Consider the following 21,506-nt stretch of genomic DNA (forward strand, 5'->3'; position numbering starts at 1 on the left):
TACTCATCGCGTACTCATCGAGTGCTCATCGCAATCTCGACCTACTTCCAACTCGCGAGGTACCTGACCGCACGGGGACCCGTGCCGTTCACTTTTCTTACGGTGCAACCCGCTCGACATACCGCGTCAGTGCCGCGGTGTCGAACGGCCCCTTGGCCTTGAAGGCCCGGGGGAACGCCCGGCGGCGGACCGCCAGGTCGAGACAGACAGAGACGGGGTGCACGTAAGCACCCCGGCCGGGCAGCGTACCGCGTGGATCAGGGGCGCAGGCGCCCTCGTCCACCACGATGCGCAGCAGCTCGCTCTTGGCCGCCCGCTCCCGGCATCCCACACAGGTTCGCTCTGGGCAAGCGCGGGCTTGCGTCCGGCCAGACACGGTTAAGTCTACCTCCCCGTACCGACCTCGCCGCTTTGGGGCAAAAATCGAACGGATGTTGTCGTGATCTCAGCGGCGTACCCCTCAGATCTATTCCCTGGAGCCGCTCCGGGTCAACGCCTTTCCGAGCGCTCCCTGGCCCGCTCGGCCCGCTCGCGGTCGGCGTTCTCGCGCTCCTCGTCCGTCTCGGTGTCGGGGCGGATGTCGATGCGCCAGCCGGTGAGGCGGGCGGCGAGGCGGGCGTTCTGGCCCTCCTTGCCGATCGCCAGCGACAGCTGGTAGTCCGGCACGGTGACGCGGGCGGAGCGGGCGCCGAGGTCGACGACCTCGACCTTGCTCACCCGGGCGGGCGAGAGGGCGTTGGCGACCATCTCCGCGGGGTCCTCGGACCAGTCCACGATGTCGATCTTCTCGCCGTGCAGCTCCGCCATGACGTTGCGCACACGGCTGCCCATCGGGCCGATGCAGGCGCCCTTGGGGTTCAGCCCGGCCCGGGTGGAGCGTACGGCGATCTTGGTGCGGTGGCCGGCCTCGCGGGCGATGGCCTCGATGACCACGGAACCGTCCGCGATCTCCGGGACCTCCAGCGCGAACAGCTTCTTCACCAGGTTCGGATGGGTGCGCGAGAGCGTCACCGACGGGCCGCGGACGCCCTTGGCGACCCGTACGACATACGTACGAAGGCGCAGGCCGTGCACGTACTCCTCGCCCGGGACCTGCTCCTGGACCGGCAGCATGGCCTCCATCTTGCCGATGTCGACGAGGACGTTCTTGGGGTCCTTGCCCTGCTGGACGACGCCCGTGACGACATCGCCCTCGTGCCCGGCGTACTCGCCGAAGGTCTTGTCGTCCTCGGCGTCGCGCAGCCGCTGCAGGATGACCTGCTTGGCGGTCGTCGCGGCGATCCGGCCGAATCCGGACGGGGTGTCGTCGAACTCCTTGGGCTCCTGGCCCTCTTCGAGGTCGGCCGGGTCCTCCTTGGCCCACACCGTGACGTGGCCGTTCGCGTCGAGCTCCACGCGGGCCCGGCGGTGGCTGCCGTCGGTGCGGTGGTACGCGATGAGGAGGGCCGACTCGATCGCCCCGACGAGCACGTCGAAGGGGATCTCCTTGTCCTGCGCCAAGCCCTTCAGAAGCTTCACATCGATGTCCACGGCTACGCCTCCTCTTCCTTCTTGTCCTTGCGGTTGAATTCGATCTCCACGCGCGCCCTGGCGATCTCGTCGAAGGCGAGGCGGCGGGCGGTGGGCTTGCGGCCCTTGACGCCGGGCACTTCGAGGTCGAGCCCCTCCTCGTCGACGGCGAGGATGCGGGCGACCAGCTCGCCGGAGCCGTCGCCGGCCAGGTGGAATCTGGCCAGCCGGCCGGTGGCGCGTACGTAGTGGCGGTGCTCGGTCAGCGGGCGGTCCGCGCCGGGGGAGCTGACTTCGAGGACGTACTCGCCCTCGCCCATCGCGTCGGTCTCGTCCAGCTTCTCGGAGATCGCGCGGCTCAGCTCCGCACAGGCGTCCAGCTCCACGCCTTCCTCGGAGTCCACGATGATCCGCAGCACTCCCCGTCGGCCGGCCCGGGACACCTCGATCTCCTCGAGGTCCAGCTGCTGGGCGCTGACGAGCGGTTCCAGCAGCCCGCGCAGCCTCTCGCTCTGGGTGGTGCTCATCCGGGTGACTCCTCGGCCGCGTGTGCTGTTGTGGGGATCGTCGTGCGTCAGGTCAAAGGGTATCCGGTCGCCAGGGGTGTTGCCGTCCGCCTGCCGCTCGGCCGCGGGTACGCTCGCCTGCGGTGATCACATCAGGACAGATCCTGTCAGGACCGGTCCAGGCCCGAAGGAGAAACGTGCGGCGCACGGGGACGACGCGCAGGGGGGCGCTCACCGCTACGGGAGCCCTCGCCCTGGGTGCGGTGCTGACCGGCTGCGGGGGCGGCGACGAGGAGGCGAACGGCGGGAAGCCCGCGCACTCCGGCGCGCGGGCCGCCGCCGCCAGGACCGGAAAGGCCGTGCGCGAGAAGGCGGCGCGTGACGGCGCCCTCCTGCTCGCCCGGTACGAGCTGGTGGCGAAGGCGCATCCGGCGACGGCGGCGGGCCTGGCTCCCCTGCGGGCCGCCGTGCGGGAGCACGGCAAGGCGCTGGCGCCGCCGCGCGCGAAGGGCGGTCCGAGGGCCGACGCCCCTCCGGCCGCGCCCGGCCCGGTGTCCGCCGACCCGAAGGCCGCGGTGCGGGAGCTGGCCGCCGACGAGCGCCGCCGGGCCGACGCCTACGCCGAGGCGCTGCTGAACGTCGAGCCGGAGCTGGCCCGGCTGCTGGCCTCGGTGGCCGGGGCCGCGGCGGCGCACGCCTACCTGCTGACCGAACTGGCCGAGGAGACAGCCGCATGAGCACCCGATCCGTCCGGCCGTCCGAGGAGGACGCCGAGACCCCCGAGCTGACCGCCGTCCAGGCGGCCTTGGCCGCCGAGCACGCCGCGGTGTACGGCTACGGGCTGCTCGGCGGCCGGCTCGACGGGAAGCGGGGCGGCGAGGCCCGCGCGGCGTACGACGGGCACCGGGCCCGCCGGGACGCGCTGGCGCGCTCCGTGCGGGACCTGGGCGGGAGGTCGGTGGCCTCGGACGCCGCGTACGCCCTGCCGTTCGCCGTCGCGGACGCCTCGTCGGCGGTACGGCTGGCCGCGGTGCTGGAGGACCGGATCGCGGGCGCGTACGCCGATCTCGTACGGGCCGCCGAGGGCGCTCGCCGCAAGGAGGCCGCGGGCGCGCTGCGCGAGGCCGCGGTGCGGTCGGCCCGCTGGCGGGGCGGCAACGTAGCCTTTCCGGGGCTCGCGGAGCGGGCCGCCGGTGCGGACCCGGACGCGACGGGCCCGGTGGAGGCCGCCGGCGCGGACGGCGCGCGCTGACACGAGGAGGCGTGCCGTCACGAAGAACCGGAAAGGGAACACACGACGTATGGGTTGCGAACCGCCGCAGCGCCTGGTGCGCGCGCTCGGTGAGATGTACGGGGACGACGCGGCGGCCGACTGGCTGGACGCGCTCCCCGCGCTGACCGAGCGGGCGCTCGCCGCCGATGGCGGCCTCACCGTGGAGCGGGTCGCCGCCCCCGGCGGGCGCAGCTCCCTGGTGGTCCTGGTCCGGCGGGCCGACGGGACCCCGGCGGCGCTGAAGCTCGCCCCGCCGGTCGCCGGTCCGGAGCTGGAGCGGGCGGCGCTGGAGCACTGGAACGGCTGGGGCGCGGTGAAGCCGCTGGACGCGCCGGAGCTCGACGCGTCCGGTGCGCTGCTGCTGGAACGGCTGCACCACGAGGTGTCGCTGCGCTCCCTGCCGGAGGCCAAGGCCCTGCTGGAGGCGGCGGGCACGCTGCGGCGGCTGTGGGTGGAGCCGCCGGCCGGGCACGCCTTCGAGAGCGTGACCGCGCGGACCGATCGGCAGAGCGCCGGGATGCGGACGGCCGCCGAGGCCGATCCGGAGCTCGCGCCGCTGGTGGACGCGGCGCTCGCGGCGCGCGCGGAGCTGGTGGAGGGGGCGCCCGAACTCCTGCTGCTGCACGGCAACTTCCGGCAGAGCAAGGTGCTCTCCGGCGAGCGCGCGCCGTGGCTGACCGTGGGACCGGAACCGCTGGTGGGCGAGCGGGCCTACGACCTGGCGCGGCTGGTGCGGGACCGGGTGGAGGATCTGATCGCCTCCCCCGGCGGCCCGGTGACGGCCCGGCGGCGGGTCAAGAGGCTGGCGGAGTCGCTGGAGGTGGAGCAGGCGCGGTTGCACGCCTGGACGCTGTTCCGGGCGGTCGAGTCGGGCACCCGCGCGCTGGCCGAGGGGCGGCGGCAGATGGGCGAGGTCAACCTGGAGTTCGCGGGCTGGCTGTAGCCCCGCCCCGTACGGCGAAGGCCCCCGCGCGGCCTCGCGCGGGGGCCTTCGCGGCGACGGGTCAGGCCAGGTCGGCCGTCAGACGGGCGATCGCCTCGTCGACGGTCAGTTCCTCGCGCTCGCCGGTGCGGCGGTCCTTGAGCTCCAGGACGCCGTCGGCGGAGCGGCGGCCGGCGACGAGGATCTTGGGCACGCCGATCAGCTCGGAGTCGGTGAACTTCACGCCGGGCGAGACGCCGGGGCGGTCGTCGACCAGGACCCGCAGGCCCGCCGCGTTGAGCTTCTCCGAGACGTCGAGGGCCAGCTCGGTCTGGAGGGCCTTGCCCGCGGCGACGACGTGGACGTCGGCCGGGGCGATCTCGCGGGGCCAGCACAGGCCCTTGTCGTCGGCGGTCTGCTCGGTGAGGGCGGCCACGGCGCGGGAGACGCCGATGCCGTACGAGCCCATCGTGACGCGGACGGGCTTGCCCTGCTGGCCCAGCACGTCGAGCTGGAAGGTGTCGGCGTACTTGCGGCCGAGCTGGAAGATGTGGCCGATCTCGATGGCGCGGTCCAGGACGAGGCCGGTGCCGCACTTCGGGCAGGGGTCGCCCTCCTCGACGACGACGACGTCGAGGTACTCGTCGACCTCGAAGTCGCGGCCCGCGACGACGTTCCTCGCGTGCTTGCCCTCCTTGTTGGCGCCCGTGATCCAGGAGGTGCCGGGGGCGACGCGGGGGTCGGCGAGGTAGCGGACCTTCTCCAGGCCCTGGGGGCCGACGTAACCGCGTACGAGGTCGTCGCGGCCGACGAAGTCCTCGGCGGTGACCAGCTCGACGACGGCGGGGGCCAGGTGCTCGCCCAGCTTGCCGAGGTCGACCTCGCGGTGGCCGGGGACGCCGACGGCGACGATCTCCCCGTCCACCTTGACCAGCAGGTTCTTCAGGGTGGCGGAGGCGGGGACGCCGAGGTGCGCGGCGAGGGTCTCGATGGTCGGGGTGTCGGGGGTGTCCAGCTCCTCGACCGCGCCGTGCGCCGAGCCGTCGACCGGGGCGAGCGCGAAGGTCACGGCCTCGGTGTTGGCGGCGTAGTCGCAGTTCGGGCAGTCGGCGAAGGTGTCCTCACCGGCGGCCGCGGGGGCCAGGAACTCCTCGGAGGCGGAGCCGCCCATCGCGCCGGAGACGGCGGAGACGATGCGGTGGTCCAGGCCGAGCCGCTCGAAGATCTTGATGTACGCGGCCCGGTGCAGGGCGTAGGAGTGCGCGAGGCCCTCGTCGGTGGTGTCGAAGCTGTACGAGTCCTTCATCTGGAACTCGCGGCCGCGGAGCACGCCGGAGCGGGGGCGGGCCTCGTCGCGGTACTTCGTCTGGATCTGGTAGAGCATCACCGGCAGGTCCTTGTAGGACGTGCACTGGTCCTTGACGGTCTGGGTGAAGATCTCCTCGTGGGTGGGGCCGAGGAGGTAGTCGCCGCCCTTGCGGTCCTTGAGGCGGAAGAGCAGGTCGCCGTACTCCTCCCAGCGGCCGGACGCCTCGTAGGGCTCCTTGGGCAGCAGGGCGGGGAGCAGGACCTCCTGGGCGCCGATGGCGTCCATCTCCTCGCGGACGACGTTGGAGATGTTGTCCAGGACCTTCTTGCCGAGCGGCAGCCAGGACCAGATGCCGGCCGCGTTGCGGCGTACGTATCCGGCGCGGACCAGCAGCTTGTGGCTGAGCGTCTCGGCGTCCGCCGGGTCGTCGCGCAGTGTCTTGACCATCAATCGGGACATGCGCTGGACCTGGGCCATGATGAACTCCTGCTCGCAAGGGTGGTGAGCCCGAGGTTAGCCGGGCGGTGCGGGCTGGCGGAAATCCATTCAGGCCCCGGGCCTCGCGCGCAGCAGCGGCAGGGGCGCGCCCATGACCGCGTACGGCTGCGGGGCGCTCGGGAAGACGACCTGGCGTGCCAGGTCCCGGTAGCCGAGCGAGCGGTAGAGGGCGCGGGCCGGGCTGTCCTTGTCGATCGCCGAGAGGATCGACCGGGGGTGGCCGACGGCGTCGGTGATGGCGGTGATCAGGGTGCGGCCGATGCCGCGCTGCTGGTGGTCCGGGTGGACGTGGAGCTCGGTGATGACGAAGGAGTCGTCGAGCCAGCCGTCGGAGCTGGTGGCCCGCAGATACGGCTCGACGACGGTGGACCACCACTGGGCGCGGTCGTTGGGGAGCCCGTAGACGAAGCCGACGAGCCGTCCGTCGGGGGTGATGGCGCCGAGGGCCCGGGCGCGGGGGTGCTCCAGGTGTCTGAGGACGATGTGGCGGCGCACGTCGATCTCGTCCTGGCTCAGTCCGAAGGCGGCCGCCTGGACGCGCAGGGCTTCGTCGACGCGGGCGGCCAGGTCGACGGGGGCGATCTCGGCGTCGGGTGCCGCGGGGCCTTCTCGGGGGGCTGCTGCTGCCATGCGGGGAACCCTACTGGCCGGGGCGGGTGGTCAGAACCGTGGCTTCCCGGGGCGGGTGGGCGGGACGGTTCAGAACAGGACGCTCATGAACGCGCCGACCTCGCGGAAGCCGACCCGGCGGTAGGCCTTGCGGGCCGGGGTGTTGTAGTCGTTCACGTACAGGCTGACGACGGGGGCGACGTCGGCGAGGGCGTAGGCCAGGACGGCGGCCATGCCCGTTTCGGAGAGGCCCTTGCCGCGGTGTTCGGGGGCGACCCAGACGCCCTGGATCTGGCAGGCCTCGGGGGTGGCCGCGCCGATCTCGGCCTTGAAGACGACCTTGCCGTCGTCGATGCGGGCGAAGGAGCGGCCGGCGCCGATGAGTTCGGCGACGCGGGCCTGGTAGAGGAGTCCGCCGTCGCCGGCGAGCGGGGAGATGCCGACCTCCTCGGTGAACATCGCCACGCAGGCCGGCATCAGGACCTCGGTCTCGTCCTTGCGGATGCGGCGGACGAGCGGGTCGGGCGTGACGTCGGCGGAGGGGCTCTCGGTGACCATGAGGGGCTGGTTGGCGCGGACCTCGCGGGCGGGGCCCCAGCTGGGTTCGAGGAGTCGCCAGAGCTGGGTGGTGGGTTCGGCGGGGCCGACGATGGAGGAGCAGCGGCGGCCGGCCCTGCGGGCCCGGTCGGCGAAGGCGCGGACGGCCTCGGGACCGGCGCAGATGGGGACGAGGTTGGCGCCGGAGTAGCACAGGGAGCGGAGCATCCCGTCGGCGTACCAGCCCCACATCTCGCCGCCGAGGCGCCAGGGGTCGAGTCCGGCGACCTGCACGCGGGACGTCACGAAGGCGTTGGCCACGGGCTCGCTCTCCAGGATGGCGAGCGCTGCCTGGAGGTCGCTGGGTTCGAGGACCCGGGTGGTGGTCTGCGTCAACACGAGGGGGCCTCACCATGCGGTCTACTGATTTCCGCACTGTAACCGACGAGCCTGTCGAACGCCGGTCGAGTCCGGAAGACGGTCCGTGGGCAGGGCGGTGGTGCGGGCGGGGTCCGGTGCCCGGACGCGCTGCCGCCCCACCGGGCGCGGGGCCCGGTGGGGCGGTGACGGCGTGGAGGGCGCGGGTCAGGCGCCGATGGAGACCTGGGGTTCGCCGGACGCGATGCCGTCTTTCTCCATCTGCTCGGCGATCTTCAGGGCCTCTTCGATGAGGGTCTCGACGATCTTGGACTCGGGGACGGTCTTGATGACCTCGCCCTTCACGAAGATCTGGCCCTTGCCGTTGCCGGAGGCGACGCCGAGGTCGGCCTCGCGGGCCTCGCCGGGGCCGTTGACGACGCAGCCCATGACCGCGACGCGGAGCGGGACCTCCATGCCCTCCAGGCCGGCGCTGACCTGGTCGGCGAGCTTGTAGACGTCGACCTGGGCACGGCCGCAGGACGGGCAGGAGACGATCTCCAGGCGGCGCTGCTTGAGGTTGAGCGCCTCCAGGATCTGGAGGCCGACCTTGACCTCCTCGGCGGGCGGGGCCGAGAGGGAGACGCGGATGGTGTCGCCGATGCCCTCGGAGAGGAGCGCGCCGAACGCGACGGCCGACTTGATGGTGCCCTGGAACGCCGGTCCGGCCTCGGTGACGCCGAGGTGGAGCGGGTAGTCGCTCTGGGCGGCGAGCTGACGGTAGGCGTTGACCATCACGACCGGGTCGTTGTGCTTGACCGAGATCTTGATGTCGCCGAAGCCGTGCTCCTCGAAGAGGGACGCCTCCCACAGCGCGGACTCGACGAGGGCCTCGGGGGTGGCCTTGCCGTACTTCTTCAGGAGCCGCGCGTCCAGGGAGCCGGCGTTGACCCCGATCCGGATGGGGGTGCGGGTCTCGGAGGCCGCCTTCGCGATCTCCTTGACCTTGTCGTCGAACTGCTTGATGTTGCCCGGGTTGACCCGGACGGCGGCGCAGCCGGCGTCGATCGCGGCGAAGACGTACTTCGGCTGGAAGTGGATGTCGGCGATCACGGGGATCTGCGACTTGCGGGCGATCGTGGCGAGCGCGTCGGCGTCGTCCTGTGTCGGGCACGCGACGCGGACGATCTGGCAGCCGGACGCCGTCAGCTCGGCGATCTGCTGGAGCGTGGCGCCGATGTCCGACGTACGTGTCGTCGTCATCGACTGCACGGAAACGGGCGCGTCGCCGCCGACCGCGACCGTGCCGACCTGGATCTGTCGGCTGACCCTTCGGTCGGCGAGCTTGGTCGGAACGGCCGGCATTCCGAGAGAAATCGCAGTCATGCGCTGTGCATCCCCAAGGTGTGGATCAAGGTCCCGAGATCGGCGGGCTCCAGCCTTCGAGGTTACGGCACCGGAGGCGGGACGGACGCACCGTGTCGACAAGTCCACCCGTTGGTGAGCGGCCGGACACGGGGTGTGCGCCCGGCCGACACCTGGGTTCCGCGCGGCTGTCAGGAGATCTTGACGGGGTTCACGATGTCGGCCACCAGGACCAGCAGCGTGAAGCAGATGAAGAGTCCGGCGACCACGTAGGCGACCGGCATCAGCCGGGCCACGTCGAAGGGGCCGGGGTCGGGGCGGCGGAAGACCTTGGCCACATTGCGCCGCAGGGACTCCCAGAGCGCGCCCGCGATGTGCCCGCCGTCCAGCGGGAGGAGCGGGAGCATGTTGAACAGGAACAGCGAGAGGTTGAAGCCCGCGAGCAGGAACAGCATCATCGCGACCTGGTTCTGCGCCGGGATGTCGAGGTTCATCACCTCTCCCCCGATCCGGGCCGCGCCCACCACGCCGACCGGCGAGTCGTCGGCCCGTTGGCCGTCGCTGAAGGCGGCGTCCCAGAGGGCCGGGATCTTGGACGGCAGCGCGATGATCGAGTCGACACCGTTCTCGATCATGTCGCCCATGCGGACGGTGGAGTCGGCGAAGGAGAGGGGCACGATCTCGGTCCGGGCGGCGAAGCCCAGGTAGCCCGCCTTGACGAACTGGTCCGGGACCACCTGGCCGTTGCCGTCCTTCTTCGCGACGGCGTTCTCGCGCAGGACGGCGTCGAGGGTCACTTCCCCGCCGTCGCGTTCGACGACGATGGTGGCGGGGCCGATGGTCTCGCGGATGCGGTCCGAGAGCGTCGCCCAGTCGTCGACCTTCTGCCCGTCGAAGGCGACGATCCGGTCGCCCTCCTGGAGGCCGGCGGCCTTGGCGGGCGAGACCGGGTCGCCGGTCTTGCAGGTCTCGCGCTTGTCGCTCTGCGAGATCACGCACTGCTGGACGCCGGCGACCTCGGTGGTCTGCGTCTGGAAGCCGAAGGTCATCGCGACGCCCATGAAGATGGCGACCGCGAGGATCAGGTTCATGAAGGGGCCGGCGAACATCACGATGACGCGCTTCCACGGCTTGCGCGTGTAGAAGAGGCGCTTCTCGTCGCCCGGTTCCAGCTCCTCGTAGGCGGCGGAGCGGGCGTCCTCGATCATGCCGCGCCAGGGTGAGGTGGAGCGGGCTTCGAGGCGGCCGTCGGGGCCCGGCGGGAACATCCCGATCATCCGGATGTAGCCGCCGGCCGGGATGGCCTTGATGCCGTACTCCGTGTCGCCCTTCTTGCGCGACCAGATCGTCGGGCCGAAGCCGACCATGTACTGCGGGACCCGGATGCCGAACATCTTGGCCGTGGAGAGGTGGCCCAGCTCGTGCCAGGCGATGGAGAAGAGGAGGCCCACGACGAAGACGGCGATCCCCAGGACCGTCAGCAGGACCGAGGTCAGACTCATGCGCGCGCCTCCGCTGTCGCTTTCGCCGAGAGTTCCCTGGCCCGTGCGCGGGCCCAGGTTTCCGCTTCGAGGACGTCCGCGACGCTGAGCGAGGTTCCCGGGGCGGGGGTGCCGTGTTCGGACACCACAGCGGTGACCGTATCCATGATTCCGTTGAAGGGCAGCCGTCCGGCGAGGAAAGCGTCCACGCATTCCTCGTTCGCCGCGTTGAAGACGGCCGGCGCGGTGCCGCCGAGCCCGCCGACGTGCCGGGCGAGGCCGACCGACGGGAAGGCCTCGGTGTCCAGCGGGAAGAACTCCCAGCTGGACGCCTTCGTCCAGTCGAAGGCGGGGGCGGCGTCCGGGACGCGCTGGGGCCAGCCGAGGCCGATGGCGATGGGGCCGCGCATGTCCGGCGGGGTGGCCTGGGCGAGCGTGGAGCCGTCGCTGAACTCGACCATGGAGTGCACGTAGGACTGGGGGTGGACCACGACCTCGATCCGGTCGAACGGAATGTCGTAGAGGAGGTGCGCCTCGATGACCTCCAGGCCCTTGTTGACCAGGGTCGCGGAGTTGATGGTGATGACGGGTCCCATCGCCCAGGTGGGGTGGGCGAGCGCCTGTTCCCGGGTGACGTCGGCCAGTTCGTCGCGCGTGCGGCCCCGGAACGGTCCGCCGGAGGCGGTGACGACGAGCCGGCGGACGTCGGCACGGGTGCCGGCGGCCAGTGCCTGGAAGAGCGCGGCGTGCTCGGAGTCGACCGGGATGATCTGGCCGGGGGCGGCGAGCGCCTTCACCAGCGGGCCGCCGACGATCAGCGACTCCTTGTTGGCGAGGGCGAGCGTGCGGCCCGCCTTCAGCGCGGCGAGGGTGGGGGCGAGCCCGATGGAGCCGGTGATGCCGTTGAGCACGGTGTGGCAGGCGCTCGCCGCGAGGGTGGCGGCGGCGTCGGGTCCGGCCAGGATCTCGGGGAGCGGCTCGCCGGGCCCGTAACGCTCCCGCAGCGCCGTGCGCAGGGCGGGGACCGCGTCCTCGGCGGCGACGGCGACCGTGTCGACCCGCAGCAGGCGGGCCTGCTCGGCCAGCAGGTCGACCCGGCCGCCGGCGGCCGAGAGCGCCGTGACCCGGAAGCGGTCGGGGTTGCGCAGGACCAGGTCGATGGCCTGGGTGCCGATGGACCCGGTGGAGCCGAGGATCACGAGATCCCGGCGGCCGTCCGCGGCGTCGAAGACGAGATGCGGATCGGCGAGGGGGGCGGGGCTGTCGCTCATGCCCCCCATTGTTGCCGCTCCGGCTGTGTGCGGGGACAGCGCGTCCCGGGTGGGCCGCGGATTCACCGGGCCGCGGCCCCGGTGTCGGGCGCGGGGGTCTCCGGCACCGCGCCCGCGGGCTACCGGTGTCGGGCTCGCGGGTCCCCGGCCCCGCACCCGCGGGCTACCGGTGTCCGGCACGCGACGCACCGTCCCGGGCCCGCGGGAGCCGAAGCCTGCTCCCCGGCCCGCGGCCCGCCGGCTTCGGCTCCCGCGGGCCGCCGGTCTCAGGCCTGCGGGCTCGCGGCGAAGTCCGCGAACACCTCGTGGAAGCGCGGGAACGTCTTGCGTACGCAGCCGGGGTCGTCGTACGTCAGACCGGGGGTGAGCAGTCCGGCGACCGCGAAGGACATCACGATCCGGTGGTCGCCGTGGGTGGCGATCCCCGTCGGCTTCGGCGTCCCGGGGAGGATCTCGATCCAGTCGTGCCCGGTGTGGACCGTGATGCCCATGGCGCGCAGGTTCTGGGCGCACGCCTCCAGTCGGTCGCACTCCTTGACCCGGGTGTTGGCGACGTCCTCGATGCGCACGGGTCCGTCCGCGTGGGGGGCGATGGCGGCGAGCGTCGGCATGGTGTCGGAGATGTCGCGCATGGTGACGGTGATCCCGCGCAGCCGGCCGGTGGAGCGGACGGTGGTGGCGTCGGGGCCGACGCTCACCTCGGCGCCCATGTCCCGCAGCACGTCGACGAAGCGCAGGTCGCCCTGGAGGGCGCCGATGCCGAGCCCCGGGACGGTGACCTCGCGGCCGGTGAGGGCGGCGGCGGCGAAGAAGTAGCTCGCGGTGGAGGCGTCGGGCTCGACGGCGTAGGCGGTGGCCCGATAGCCGCCGGAGGGGACGGTGAAGGTGTTCCCCTCCCGCGACACGTCCACGCCGAAGTCGCGCATCATCGCGAGGGTGATCTCGACGTACGGCGCGGAGACCAGGTCGGTGACCTCGATCCGCAGCCCCTTCGCGGTGAGCGGCCCGAGCATCAGCAGGGCGGTGAGGTACTGCGACGACTCCCCCGCGTCCAGGACGACGTCGCCGCCCTCGATCCCGGCGGCGCGCACGGTCAGCGGGTGGTGCCCCTCTTCTCCCCCGTGGCGCAGATCGACGCCGAGGGCGGTGAGGGCGCGGGTGAGCGGGGCGAGCGGGCGGCGGCGCATCTGGGCGGAGGCGTCGAAGCGGTACGTGCCGGAGGCGGCGGCCGCGACGAGGGTGGGCAGGAAGCGGGCGGTGGTCGCGCCGTCGCGGCAGTAGACGTCGGCGTCGGGGGCGGCGGGCCCGTCCGGGCGTCCTTCGACGCGCCAGCGGTCGGCCTCCTGCTCGACCGCGTAACCGAGGTTCTTCAGCCCTTCGGCGAAGCCCTCGGTGTCGTCCGAGCGCAACGGCCTCAGCAGGGTGGTGGTGCCGTCCGCCGCCGCGGCCAGGAAGAGGGCGCGGGCGGTGACGGACTTGGAGCCGGGGATGTCGATGACGGTCACGGCGCCCATCCTGCCCTCCGGCGGGCGGGCCGGGCGGGGTACGTCCGGTGCGTGGACGCGGTGGACGCACCCCGTGGGACGGCCCTCAGCGCACCGGCCGGTGCTGGTTCCCGTGGGCGGAGGGGCCCGGGGTGGCGTCCGCGATCCAGGGACCCTCGCCGCTGGGGTCGACGACGCCCTCCTCCAGCCAGGTGTACAGGCCCGCGAGAACGCCGTCGACGACGCGCCGGTCGAGGTCGTCGGTGTTGGACCACAGACGGGTGAACAGCGCCTCCACCCGGATGCGGGCCTGCCGGCAGAAGGCGTCCGCGAGCTGGTAGGCCTCGCGGCCGTGCTCGCCCGTCCCGCGCAGGTGCTCGGCGCGGACGCAGGCGGCGCTCATGGCGAAGAGTTCCGCGCCGATGTCGACGATCCGGCCGAGGAAGCCCTGTTTGGTCTCCATCCGGCCCTGCCAGCGGGACATGGCGTAGAAGGTGGAACGGGCGAGCTTGCGCGAGGCCCGCTCGACGTACCGGAGGTGGCCGGAGAGGTCGCGGTGCCCGGGCGGGTGGAACTCGGCGTACGTACGCGGGAGCTGCCCGGGCCCCGCGACGAGCCTGGGCAGCCAGCGGGCGTAGAAGCCGGCGGCGTTCGCGCCCGCCCTGGCCTTGGCGGAGAGCGGCTTGTCGGGGTCGATGAGGTCGCCCGCGACCTTGAGGTGGGCGTCGACGGCCTCGCGGGCGATCAGCAGGTGCATGATCTCGGTGGAGCCCTCGAAGATCCGGTTGATGCGCATGTCCCGGAGCATCTGCTCGGCCGGCACGGCCCGCTCCCCGCGGGCGGCCAGCGACGCGGCGGTCTCGAAGCCCCGGCCGCCGCGGATCTGGACCAGTTCGTCGGCGATCAGCCAGCCCGCCTCGGAGCCGTACAGCTTGGCGAGGGCGGCCTCGATGCGGATGTCGTTGCGGTCCTCGTCGGCCATCTGCGAGGAGAGGTCGACGATCGCCTCCAGGGCGAAGGTGGTGGCCGCGATGAACGAGATCTTGGAGCCGACCGCCTCGTGCCGGGCGACGGGCCGGCCCCACTGCTCGCGTACGGCGGACCATTCGCGGGCGATCTTCAGGGACCACTTGCCCACGCCCACGCACATCGCCGGCAGGGACAGCCGGCCGGTGTTGAGGGTGGTCAGGGCGATCTTCAGCCCGGCCCCCTCGGGCCCGATCCGGCAGGCGCCGGGGACCCGGACGCCGTGGAAGCGGGTGACGCCGTTCTCGATGCCGCGCAGGCCCATGAAGGCGTTGCGGTGCTCGACGGTGACGCCGGGGGCGTCGGCCTCGACGACGAAGGCCGTGATGCCTCCGGGATGGCCCTCGGAGGCGGGAACCCGGGCCATGACGACGAGGAGGTCGGCGACGACGCCGTTGGTGGTCCAGAGCTTCACGCCGTCGAGGACGTAGTCCGGCCCGTCGGGCACCGCGGAGGTGGCGAGGCGGGCCGGGTCGGAGCCGACGTCCGGCTCGGTCAGCAGGAAGGCGGAGATGTCGGTGGTGGCCAGCCGGGGCAGGTAGACGTCCTTCTGCTCCTGGGTGCCGAAGATCTTCAGGGGCTGCGGTACGCCGATCGACTGATGCGCGGAGAGCAGCGCGCCGATCGCGGGACTGGCCGAGCCGGCCAGGGCGAGCGCCTTGTTGTAGTACACCTGGGTGAGACCGAGCCCGCCGTACCTGGTCTCGATCTTCATCCCGAGCGCGCCCAGCTCCTTGAGCCCGGCGATCACCTCGTCGGGGATCCTGGCCTCGCGTTCGATCCGCGCGCTGTCGACCCGCGTCTCGCAGAACGTGCGCAGCCGCGCCAGGAACTCCTCGCCGCGCCGGATGTCGTCGGGCGGCGGCAGGGGGTGCGGATGGATCAGGTCGAGGCGGAAGCGCCCCAGGAACAGTTCCTTGGCGAAGCTGGGCTTGCGCCAGTCCTGCTCCCGGGCGGCCTCGGCGACCCGTCGTGCCTCGCGTTCGGTGACCTTGGGCGCCCTGGGGAGCTGGGGGACGTTGTGTGGTGCGGACATGAGGGACCTCACCTCGCCGCGCGCCAGCGGACGGATGGACCCCCGGCTGTGGACGCACGGACTGCTAGTCGCTGCTTACTGGTCCGTATGTAACCCGTGTACCCGTGGTTCGGCACCCGGACCGGTCCCCGCGCGCGGACACGCGGACGGCCCGAACCCCCGCACAGTCGGGTTCGGGCCGTCCGCTTCGCGCCCCGCCCGCACCCGCTGTCCAGGCGGGGGCGCGGGCGGGGTGGTCCGGGTGTTACAGGGCGAGGCCGGTGAGGACCAGGACGCGCTCGTAGGTGTAGTCGTCCATGGCGTAGCGGACGCCCTCGCGGCCGACGCCGGACTGCTTGGCGCCGCCGTACGGCATCTGGTCGGCGCGGTACGAGGGGACGTCGCCGATGATCACGCCGCCGACCTCCAGGGCGCGGTGGGCGCGGAAGGCGGTCTGGAGGTCGTGGGTGAAGACGCCGGCCTGGAGGCCGTACTTGGAGGAGTTGACCGCGGCGAACGCCTCGGCCTCGCCGTCCACCTTCTGGAGGGACATGACCGGGCCGAAGACCTCTTCGCAGGAGAGCTGCACGTCGTCGGGGAGGGAGGCGAGGACGGTCGGGGCGTAGGTGGCCCCGTCGCGCTTGCCGCCGGTGAGCAGCTCCGCGCCGCCCCGGACGGCCTCGTCGACCCAGGACTCGACGCGCTTGGCGGCGTCCTCGCTGACGAGGGGTCCGACGTCGGTGGCGGCGGCGGCCGGGTCACCGGTGACGAGGGCCTCGACGGCGGCGACGATCTTCGGGACGAGGCGGTCGTAGACGGAGGCGTCGGCGATGACGCGCTGCACGGAGATGCAGGACTGGCCGCCCTGGTAGTTGGAGAAGGTGGCGATCCGGGTCGCGGCCCAGTCGAGGTCTTCGTCCGAGGCGTAGTCGCCGAGGACGACGGCCGCGCCGTTGCCGCCGAGCTCCAGGGTGCAGTGCTTGCGCGGCACCGAGTCCATGATCGCGTAGCCGACCGGGCCGGAGCCGGTGAAGGAGATGACCGGAAGCCGCTCGTCCTGGACCAGGGCGGGCATCTTGTCGTTCGGGACCGTCAGGACGGACCAGGAGCCCGCCGGGAGGTCGGTCTCGGCGAGCAGTTCGCCCAGGATCAGCGAGGAGATCGGGGTCGCCGGGGCGGGCTTGAGGATGATCGGGGCGCCGACGGCGATGGCCGGGGCCACCTTGTGCGCGCTGAGGTTGAGCGGGAAGTTGAAGGGCGCGATACCGAGGACCGTCCCGCGCGGGAAGCGCCGGGTCAGCCCGAGGCGGCCGGTGCCGCCGAGGTCGGTGTCGAGCCGCTGGGCGTCACCGCCGTTGAAGCGGCGGGCCTCCTCGGCGGCGAACCGGAACACGGACACGGCGCGCCCGACCTCGCCCCGGGCCCACTTGATCGGCTTGCCGTTCTCCGCCGAGATCAGCTGGGCGATCTCCTCGGTGCGCTCCGTCAGCCGCCGTACGACGTGGTCGAGGGCAGCGGCCCTGACGTGCGCCGGGGTGGCGGCGAACTCGTCGCGCACCGCGTGGGCGGCGGCGACGGCCTCCTCGACCTGGGCGTCGGTCGGCACGCTGACGGTGCCGACGAGGCGTCCGTCGTAGGGGTTGGTGACGTCGAAGCTGTCGGCACCGGTGGCCCGGCGGCCGGCCACCCAGAAGGCGTGGGGCGAAGTCATGGAGGTTCCGGCCCTTCGGAGATCGTGAGTTCGGGGATCGTGAGTTCGGAGGTCGTTCAAAGGTCTTGAGGCGGTGTTCGCGTACGTCGTGGGCGCCCGGAGGGCTTCCCGCTGTGGTCCCACGGTAGGACGGGGAGCCCGCGATCGTGTTTGTCCGGGGTGGAGTGGGAAGGGCGCCCGCCGCTACGATTTGGCAGAGCCCGCCCCGGAGTGGGCCCGGGGCTACTCCTCGGCTGGTACCGCCGCCTCGGTCGTCTTCAGAGCGAGCCACAGTTCCATGCGGACGTCCGGGTCGTCCAGCGAGCGGCCGAGGATCTCCTCCACGCGGCGCATCCGGTAGCGCAGGGTGTGCCGGTGCACGCCCAGGTCGGCGGCGGCGGCGTCCCACTGGCCGTGGCGGGAGAGCCAGGCGCGCAGGGAGGCCACGAGGTCGCCGCGGCCCTTGGCGTCGTGCTCGTACAGCGCGCGGAGCATGCCGTCGGCGAAGGCCCGTACCGCGTCGTCGGCGAGCAGCGGCAGCACCGAGCCGGTGGCCAGCTCCTCGTGCTCGACCAGCGCCCTGCCGCGCCTGCGGGCGACGGAGAGGGCCTGTTCGGCCTGCTTGTACGCGGCGGAGACGGCGATCGGGCCGGAGGGGGCCGAGAGGCCGACCACGACGTCGCTGTCCTCGGCGCCGCCCTCGCGCGGGGCGCGGTCGTCCTGGGCCTCGGCATAGGCGGCGCAGGCGGCGACGGCGGCTCCGCCGTCGGCGGCGAGCACCACGACGCGCTCGGCCTCGGGGACCAGGAGCAGCGCCTCGCCGGAGCGGGCGGCGGCGGCCTCCATGGTCTCGGTGAGCAGCTCGGACCCGGCGGGGACGGCGGCCTCGGCGATGAGCAGCCGGAACGGGGCGTCGAGCAACCCGCCGTAGAGGTCTCCGGCGACCGCCCGCGCGTGGTCGGGCTGGCCGGCGAGCAGCATGCGCAGGACGGCGGCGCCCAGGCGCTGTTCGGCGCCCTGGAGGGAGCCGGAGCGGGCGGTGGTGAGGGTGAGCAGGGCGACGGCCGAGTGCACGGCGTAGCGCTCGGCGGTGCCCAGCGCGGCGCCGGTACCCACCGCCAGCGCGCCGCGCGCACGGCGGCCGGTGCCGAGCGACTGGAGCTCCACCCGGTCCTCGCTGTCGGCGACGACGATGCTGGCGGGGGCGGGTCTGTCCCGGAGGCGCTCGACGTCGGGGGTGAGGCGGGCGGCGCGGCGGGCGGCCCAGTCGGGAGCGGCGGCGAGGACCGCGCCGGAGGTGTCGTAGAGCGCGGCCCAGCCGTCGATGTGGGCGGCGAGCCGGGCGAGGAGGTCGGCGGGGCCGTCCCCGGCGAGGGCGGCCCTCGTCAGCTCGCGCTGGGCCTCGAAGCCGGCGGTGACCGCGCGGTACTGGTCGGCGGCGATGGCGGCGGAGACGGCCTTGCTGATGGCGAGGAACGGGGTGCGGCGGGGGACTTCGAGGAGGGGGAGGCCCGCCTCCTCGGCGGCTTCGACGAGCGCTGCGGGGACCTCCTCGTAGTTGACCCCGACCGCGAACCCGACCCCGGCGACCCTGGCCCCGGCCAGCCGTCGTACGTAGCGCCGCATGGAATCGGCGTTCTCGGCGTCCAGGTTGGTGGCGGTCACGAGGAGGAGTTCACCGCCGTCCATGTACGGGACGGGGTCGGCCAGCTCGCTGGCGTGGGCCCAGCGCACGGGGGTGTCGAGCCGGTCCGCGCCCGCCCGCACGGTGAGCTTGAGCGCCGAGTGCTGGAGGAGCGAGGCGAGCGTGGGGGGCATGGGCCGGGAACCCTCAAGGTCGGGGACGAGGTCGCGGCGCCACCGTGCGGAGGGCCGGATCGCGGCCGGAACGGTGCTACCGAATTTCGCCGTCGCGTATGAACGGCTGTCTCCGATTCTGCCAGGGCGGCAGGGTGGCTGTAACCGCTCTCAGCCACCCCTTCGCCCGGCCTCCCGGTGGGGCCTCAGCCGTCGAGGTGGACGAGGAGAGGGGGCGCGTGGTCGCCCTGGACCGTGGCCAGTCGGATCACGGCGTGCCCGGCGGGCACGGCGTACGCCAGCTCCGAGGCCGACCAGCGCTCCCGCTCGACCTGCCGCACGGTCACCGCGTCCGTGGTCACCGCCTTGCCGGTGACGAGCTTGCGCAGGGCGTGCAGGGCGCGGGTGAACGGCTGGTCGGCGAAGACGGTGTGCTGGGCGACCTCGCGGGTCTCGACCCATTCCTTGCCCCAGGCTTCGGCGAAGCGCTTGCCGTCCCAGGTGGTGATGCCGGAGAAGGCGGCCGTGCAGCCGACCGCCCCGAGCAGCGGGGTGTGCAGGGCCTCGGGGACGTCGTCGACGGTACGGAGGGCGAGGACGGCCCCCGCGTTGACCGAGCGCAGTCTGCGGATGCCGCGCACGGTCTCGGCGGTCACGGCGTGGGTGGCGTCGTCCAGGACCAGGCAGGCGAAGAGCGTGGTGTCGGTGCGGGCCGCGGTGATGGCGGTGAACTGGGCCAGGAACAGCCGGGTGAGCAGCCGGGACGCCTCCGCGTGGCCGCGTTCCGGCAGGTCGACGCGGACCCGCAGCGGATGCTGGCCGAGCGCTCGCAGCGAGAACGGTCGCGCGTCCGGACCGGTGGCGAAGAACCCGGCGAACGCCGGCCGGTCGAGCAGTGCGACCCGGTCGGCGAGGGCCGGTGCGGGGTCGCCGGGGCCGCCCGCCTGCCGGGACCGCGCGTCGAGTTCGCGCAGCATCGCATGGTGGCCGGCGGCTTCGAGGGAGGCGCGGAGACCGGCGAGTGCGTCCGGTGTGCCGTCGAGGAGTTCGCGCAGTTCGGGCACGGAGGGGAAGTGCCCGCGGGCCGCACGGTAGGGGCCGAGCAGTTGGGCGAGGACCGTGGCGGCCCGGCGGCTGTCGAGGCTGCCGACATCCCCGACGAGCCCTTCGGCGAGGACGGCGGCCGCCTCGTCGGGATCGGTGGTGCCGCCGTACAGGTCGATGTCGTGGGCGGAGCCGGGGTGACCGACCCGGACGACGACGTCGAAGGCGTCGTCCGGGCCGAGCGGCGCGCCCGCGCCCCCGACGGCGAGGACCGCCGCCTGTCCGGCCAGTGCCCGCAGGGCGAGGGCCTCGACGACCGGCCGGACCAGCCGGGTGGTCTTCCCGGCGCCGGGCGGTCCGACCGCGAGCAGGGAGGTGCCGAGCAGCGCTGGTTCCAGGGCGAGGCCCGTGCCCCGGCGGACGTAGGGGTTGTGCGGGTCGTCCGCGCACCTGCCGATCCTGACCTGGCCGGTGAGGACGTCGTGACGGGCCCCGCGCCGGGGCAGGTCGCGGTGGCCGGAGGGGTGCAGGGCCGCGGCTCCGCCGGTCCTGAGCACGGCCTCCGCGAGCGCGGCGAGCCGGTCGGGCCGCTGGGTGGCGAGTGTCCAGGCGTGGCGCAGCCGGGCGGCGTCCACGTCGTTCATCCGCCCGGTGCGCACCTCGGCGGTGAGGGTGTCCGCGGCGTCGGTCCAGCCCGCGGCACGCAGTTCGGGCCACTGGTCGGCCGAGGTCCCGGCCGCGGGGGACGTCGCGGGGCCTGCCGCCGGGACGCCGTCGCCCCGGCGGGCGGCGATCAGTTCGCGCCAGCGGCCGAGCCGGGCGAAGGGGTAGAGCACGGCGGCGGCGATCACCGCGTAGATGACGTTGACGACGGTCTGGCTCTGGTAGATCTCACCGCCCGCGACGGAGGCGACCAGGACCAGGACCGGTCGGACGACCGGGAGTGCCTCCTTCCAGACGAGCAGCTGGGTCAGACCCGCCGCGGCGGCTGCCGCGAGCGCGAGGAAGGGCTGCCCCCGGTCGGCGACATGGCGGCGGAACAGTTCGGAGAAGTTGCCGATCCGGCCGCAGCCGTAGGCCAGCAGGCCGAAGAGGATCGCCTCGTACACCGTGAGGGCGTCGCTGCCCTCGATGGTGCGGGGACCACCGGACGTGCCCGGGTTCCACCACTCCCCCGGGGTGAAGAGCTTCAGCGGGACGAGGCGGTAGGGAAGATAGCCGTTGCGCCACAGCGACCACAGCAGCAGCGCGGAGAGCAGCGAGATCAGCGCGCCGACCAGCAGCGACCGGTTCGAGACGCCCTCGGGCTCCTCGGGCGGCGGCGGGGTGTACCCGTACCGCCAGACGCCCGGTTCCTGCGGTGGGCGGGGCGTGCGCAGCCAGGCGTCGACCGGTGCCCCGGGGAGCGGCTGCTCCACCGGCGGGGCCGATCCGGGCCGGGTCGGGCGCTGCTCGACGGGCGGGGCCGCCGGAGGGTGGCCGGCGGCGGGCGGCGGAACCCGCGGCGGGGTGGTGGGCGGTGGCGGGAGGGCCGGTCCGGGGACCCTGTCCGCGCTCGGTCCCCGTACACCCCGTGTGCCGTCGTCGTCCATGAACCACTGCCCCCTTGACCTGCCGGTCCGTCCGCTGCCCCGGTCAATCTAGTGCGCGCGCACGGTGAGTTCAGCAACGCGCCCGGATAGTGACCGTCCCACGGGGCCGAGCGGACGTGGACCGCCCCGCCCCGCCCGCCGCCCACCTCCGGTCCGCCATCTGTCCGCCGAGGACAAGGACACACCCCCATCACTCCCGATCGGAGCATGCCCGCACCCCT

General features: G+C 73.2%; 17 protein-coding genes. 3 read left to right on the forward strand and 14 right to left on the reverse strand.

Annotated features, from left to right (window positions below):
• Window positions 1–97 precede the first annotated feature (97 nt).
• The 3 genes from DTB53_RS31840 to rimP all read right to left on the reverse strand — a co-directional run bounded on the left by DTB53_RS31840 (window position 98) and on the right by rimP (window position 2,036).
• Window positions 98–376: a YlxR family protein gene (locus DTB53_RS31840; RefSeq protein WP_012378794.1), complete on the reverse strand. Its 279-nt coding sequence runs from the start codon at window positions 374–376 to the stop codon at window positions 98–100.
• A 113-nt stretch (window positions 377–489) separates the two neighbouring features.
• Window positions 490–1,530 (reverse strand): transcription termination factor NusA, encoded by a 1,041-nt coding sequence (gene nusA, locus DTB53_RS31845; protein ID WP_003965884.1) that lies wholly within the window; start codon window positions 1,528–1,530, stop codon window positions 490–492.
• A gap of 2 nt (window positions 1,531–1,532) precedes the next feature.
• Window positions 1,533–2,036 (reverse strand): ribosome maturation factor RimP, encoded by a 504-nt coding sequence (gene rimP, locus DTB53_RS31850; RefSeq protein WP_003965885.1) that lies wholly within the window; start codon window positions 2,034–2,036, stop codon window positions 1,533–1,535.
• A gap of 176 nt (window positions 2,037–2,212) precedes the next feature.
• On the opposite strand from rimP, the gene DTB53_RS31855 reads away from it, so the two are divergent.
• The 3 genes from DTB53_RS31855 to DTB53_RS31865 are packed head-to-tail and all read left to right on the forward strand — an operon-like array spanning window position 2,213 to window position 4,231.
• A complete protein-coding gene (locus DTB53_RS31855; protein WP_012378795.1) occupies window positions 2,213–2,752 on the forward strand; it encodes a hypothetical protein in 540 nt (179 codons plus the stop codon).
• The gene (locus DTB53_RS31860; protein WP_012378796.1) at window positions 2,749–3,267 is read left to right on the forward strand and encodes a ferritin-like domain-containing protein; all 519 of its coding nucleotides are present in this window, start codon (window positions 2,749–2,751) and stop codon (window positions 3,265–3,267) included. The genes DTB53_RS31855 and DTB53_RS31860 overlap by 4 nt, the downstream gene beginning before the upstream one ends.
• Before the next feature lie 49 nt (window positions 3,268–3,316).
• A complete protein-coding gene (locus DTB53_RS31865) occupies window positions 3,317–4,231 on the forward strand; it encodes an aminoglycoside phosphotransferase family protein (protein WP_003965888.1) in 915 nt (304 codons plus the stop codon).
• A gap of 61 nt (window positions 4,232–4,292) precedes the next feature.
• Here the strand turns inward: DTB53_RS31865 and DTB53_RS31870 are convergent, their stop codons facing one another.
• The 11 genes from DTB53_RS31870 to DTB53_RS31920 form a co-directional block, all read right to left on the reverse strand.
• The gene (locus DTB53_RS31870) at window positions 4,293–5,996 is read right to left on the reverse strand and encodes a proline--tRNA ligase (protein ID WP_012378797.1); all 1,704 of its coding nucleotides are present in this window, start codon (window positions 5,994–5,996) and stop codon (window positions 4,293–4,295) included.
• 69 nt (window positions 5,997–6,065) lie between these two features.
• Window positions 6,066–6,647: a GNAT family N-acetyltransferase gene (locus tag DTB53_RS31875; RefSeq protein WP_012378798.1), complete on the reverse strand. Its 582-nt coding sequence runs from the start codon at window positions 6,645–6,647 to the stop codon at window positions 6,066–6,068.
• 69 nt (window positions 6,648–6,716) lie between these two features.
• Window positions 6,717–7,562: a GNAT family N-acetyltransferase gene (locus DTB53_RS31880; RefSeq protein ID WP_003965891.1), complete on the reverse strand. Its 846-nt coding sequence runs from the start codon at window positions 7,560–7,562 to the stop codon at window positions 6,717–6,719.
• 186 nt (window positions 7,563–7,748) lie between these two features.
• Window positions 7,749–8,906: a flavodoxin-dependent (E)-4-hydroxy-3-methylbut-2-enyl-diphosphate synthase gene (gene ispG, locus DTB53_RS31885; protein WP_003965892.1), complete on the reverse strand. Its 1,158-nt coding sequence runs from the start codon at window positions 8,904–8,906 to the stop codon at window positions 7,749–7,751.
• A 170-nt stretch (window positions 8,907–9,076) separates the two neighbouring features.
• Window positions 9,077–10,387 (reverse strand): M50 family metallopeptidase, encoded by a 1,311-nt coding sequence (locus DTB53_RS31890; protein WP_003965893.1) that lies wholly within the window; start codon window positions 10,385–10,387, stop codon window positions 9,077–9,079.
• Window positions 10,384–11,637, reverse strand: a complete 1,254-nt coding sequence (dxr, locus tag DTB53_RS31895) for a 1-deoxy-D-xylulose-5-phosphate reductoisomerase (RefSeq protein ID WP_042498268.1) — start codon at window positions 11,635–11,637, stop codon at window positions 10,384–10,386. The genes DTB53_RS31890 and dxr overlap by 4 nt, the downstream gene beginning before the upstream one ends.
• A 266-nt stretch (window positions 11,638–11,903) precedes the next feature.
• On the reverse strand, window positions 11,904–13,142 hold the full coding sequence (gene aroA, locus DTB53_RS31900) for a 3-phosphoshikimate 1-carboxyvinyltransferase (protein ID WP_042498271.1): 1,239 nt from the start codon (window positions 13,140–13,142) through the stop codon (window positions 11,904–11,906).
• Window positions 13,143–13,227: 85 nt separating this feature from the next.
• On the reverse strand, window positions 13,228–15,183 hold the full coding sequence (locus DTB53_RS31905; protein ID WP_012378801.1) for an acyl-CoA dehydrogenase family protein: 1,956 nt from the start codon (window positions 15,181–15,183) through the stop codon (window positions 13,228–13,230).
• Window positions 15,184–15,427: 244 nt separating this feature from the next.
• Window positions 15,428–16,873, reverse strand: coding sequence for an aldehyde dehydrogenase family protein (locus tag DTB53_RS31910; RefSeq protein WP_012378802.1), 1,446 nt, complete (start codon window positions 16,871–16,873; stop codon window positions 15,428–15,430).
• Window positions 16,874–17,095: 222 nt separating this feature from the next.
• Window positions 17,096–18,670, reverse strand: coding sequence for a PucR family transcriptional regulator (locus tag DTB53_RS31915; RefSeq protein WP_012378803.1), 1,575 nt, complete (start codon window positions 18,668–18,670; stop codon window positions 17,096–17,098).
• A gap of 185 nt (window positions 18,671–18,855) precedes the next feature.
• Complete coding sequence (locus tag DTB53_RS31920) at window positions 18,856–21,285, reverse strand: ATP/GTP-binding protein (RefSeq protein ID WP_042495967.1); 2,430 nt, start codon at window positions 21,283–21,285, stop codon at window positions 18,856–18,858.
• Window positions 21,286–21,506 lie beyond the last annotated feature (221 nt).

Origin of the sequence: Streptomyces griseus (assembly GCF_900460065.1) — a bacterium.
GTDB classification, from domain to species: domain Bacteria; phylum Actinomycetota; class Actinomycetes; order Streptomycetales; family Streptomycetaceae; genus Streptomyces; species Streptomyces griseus.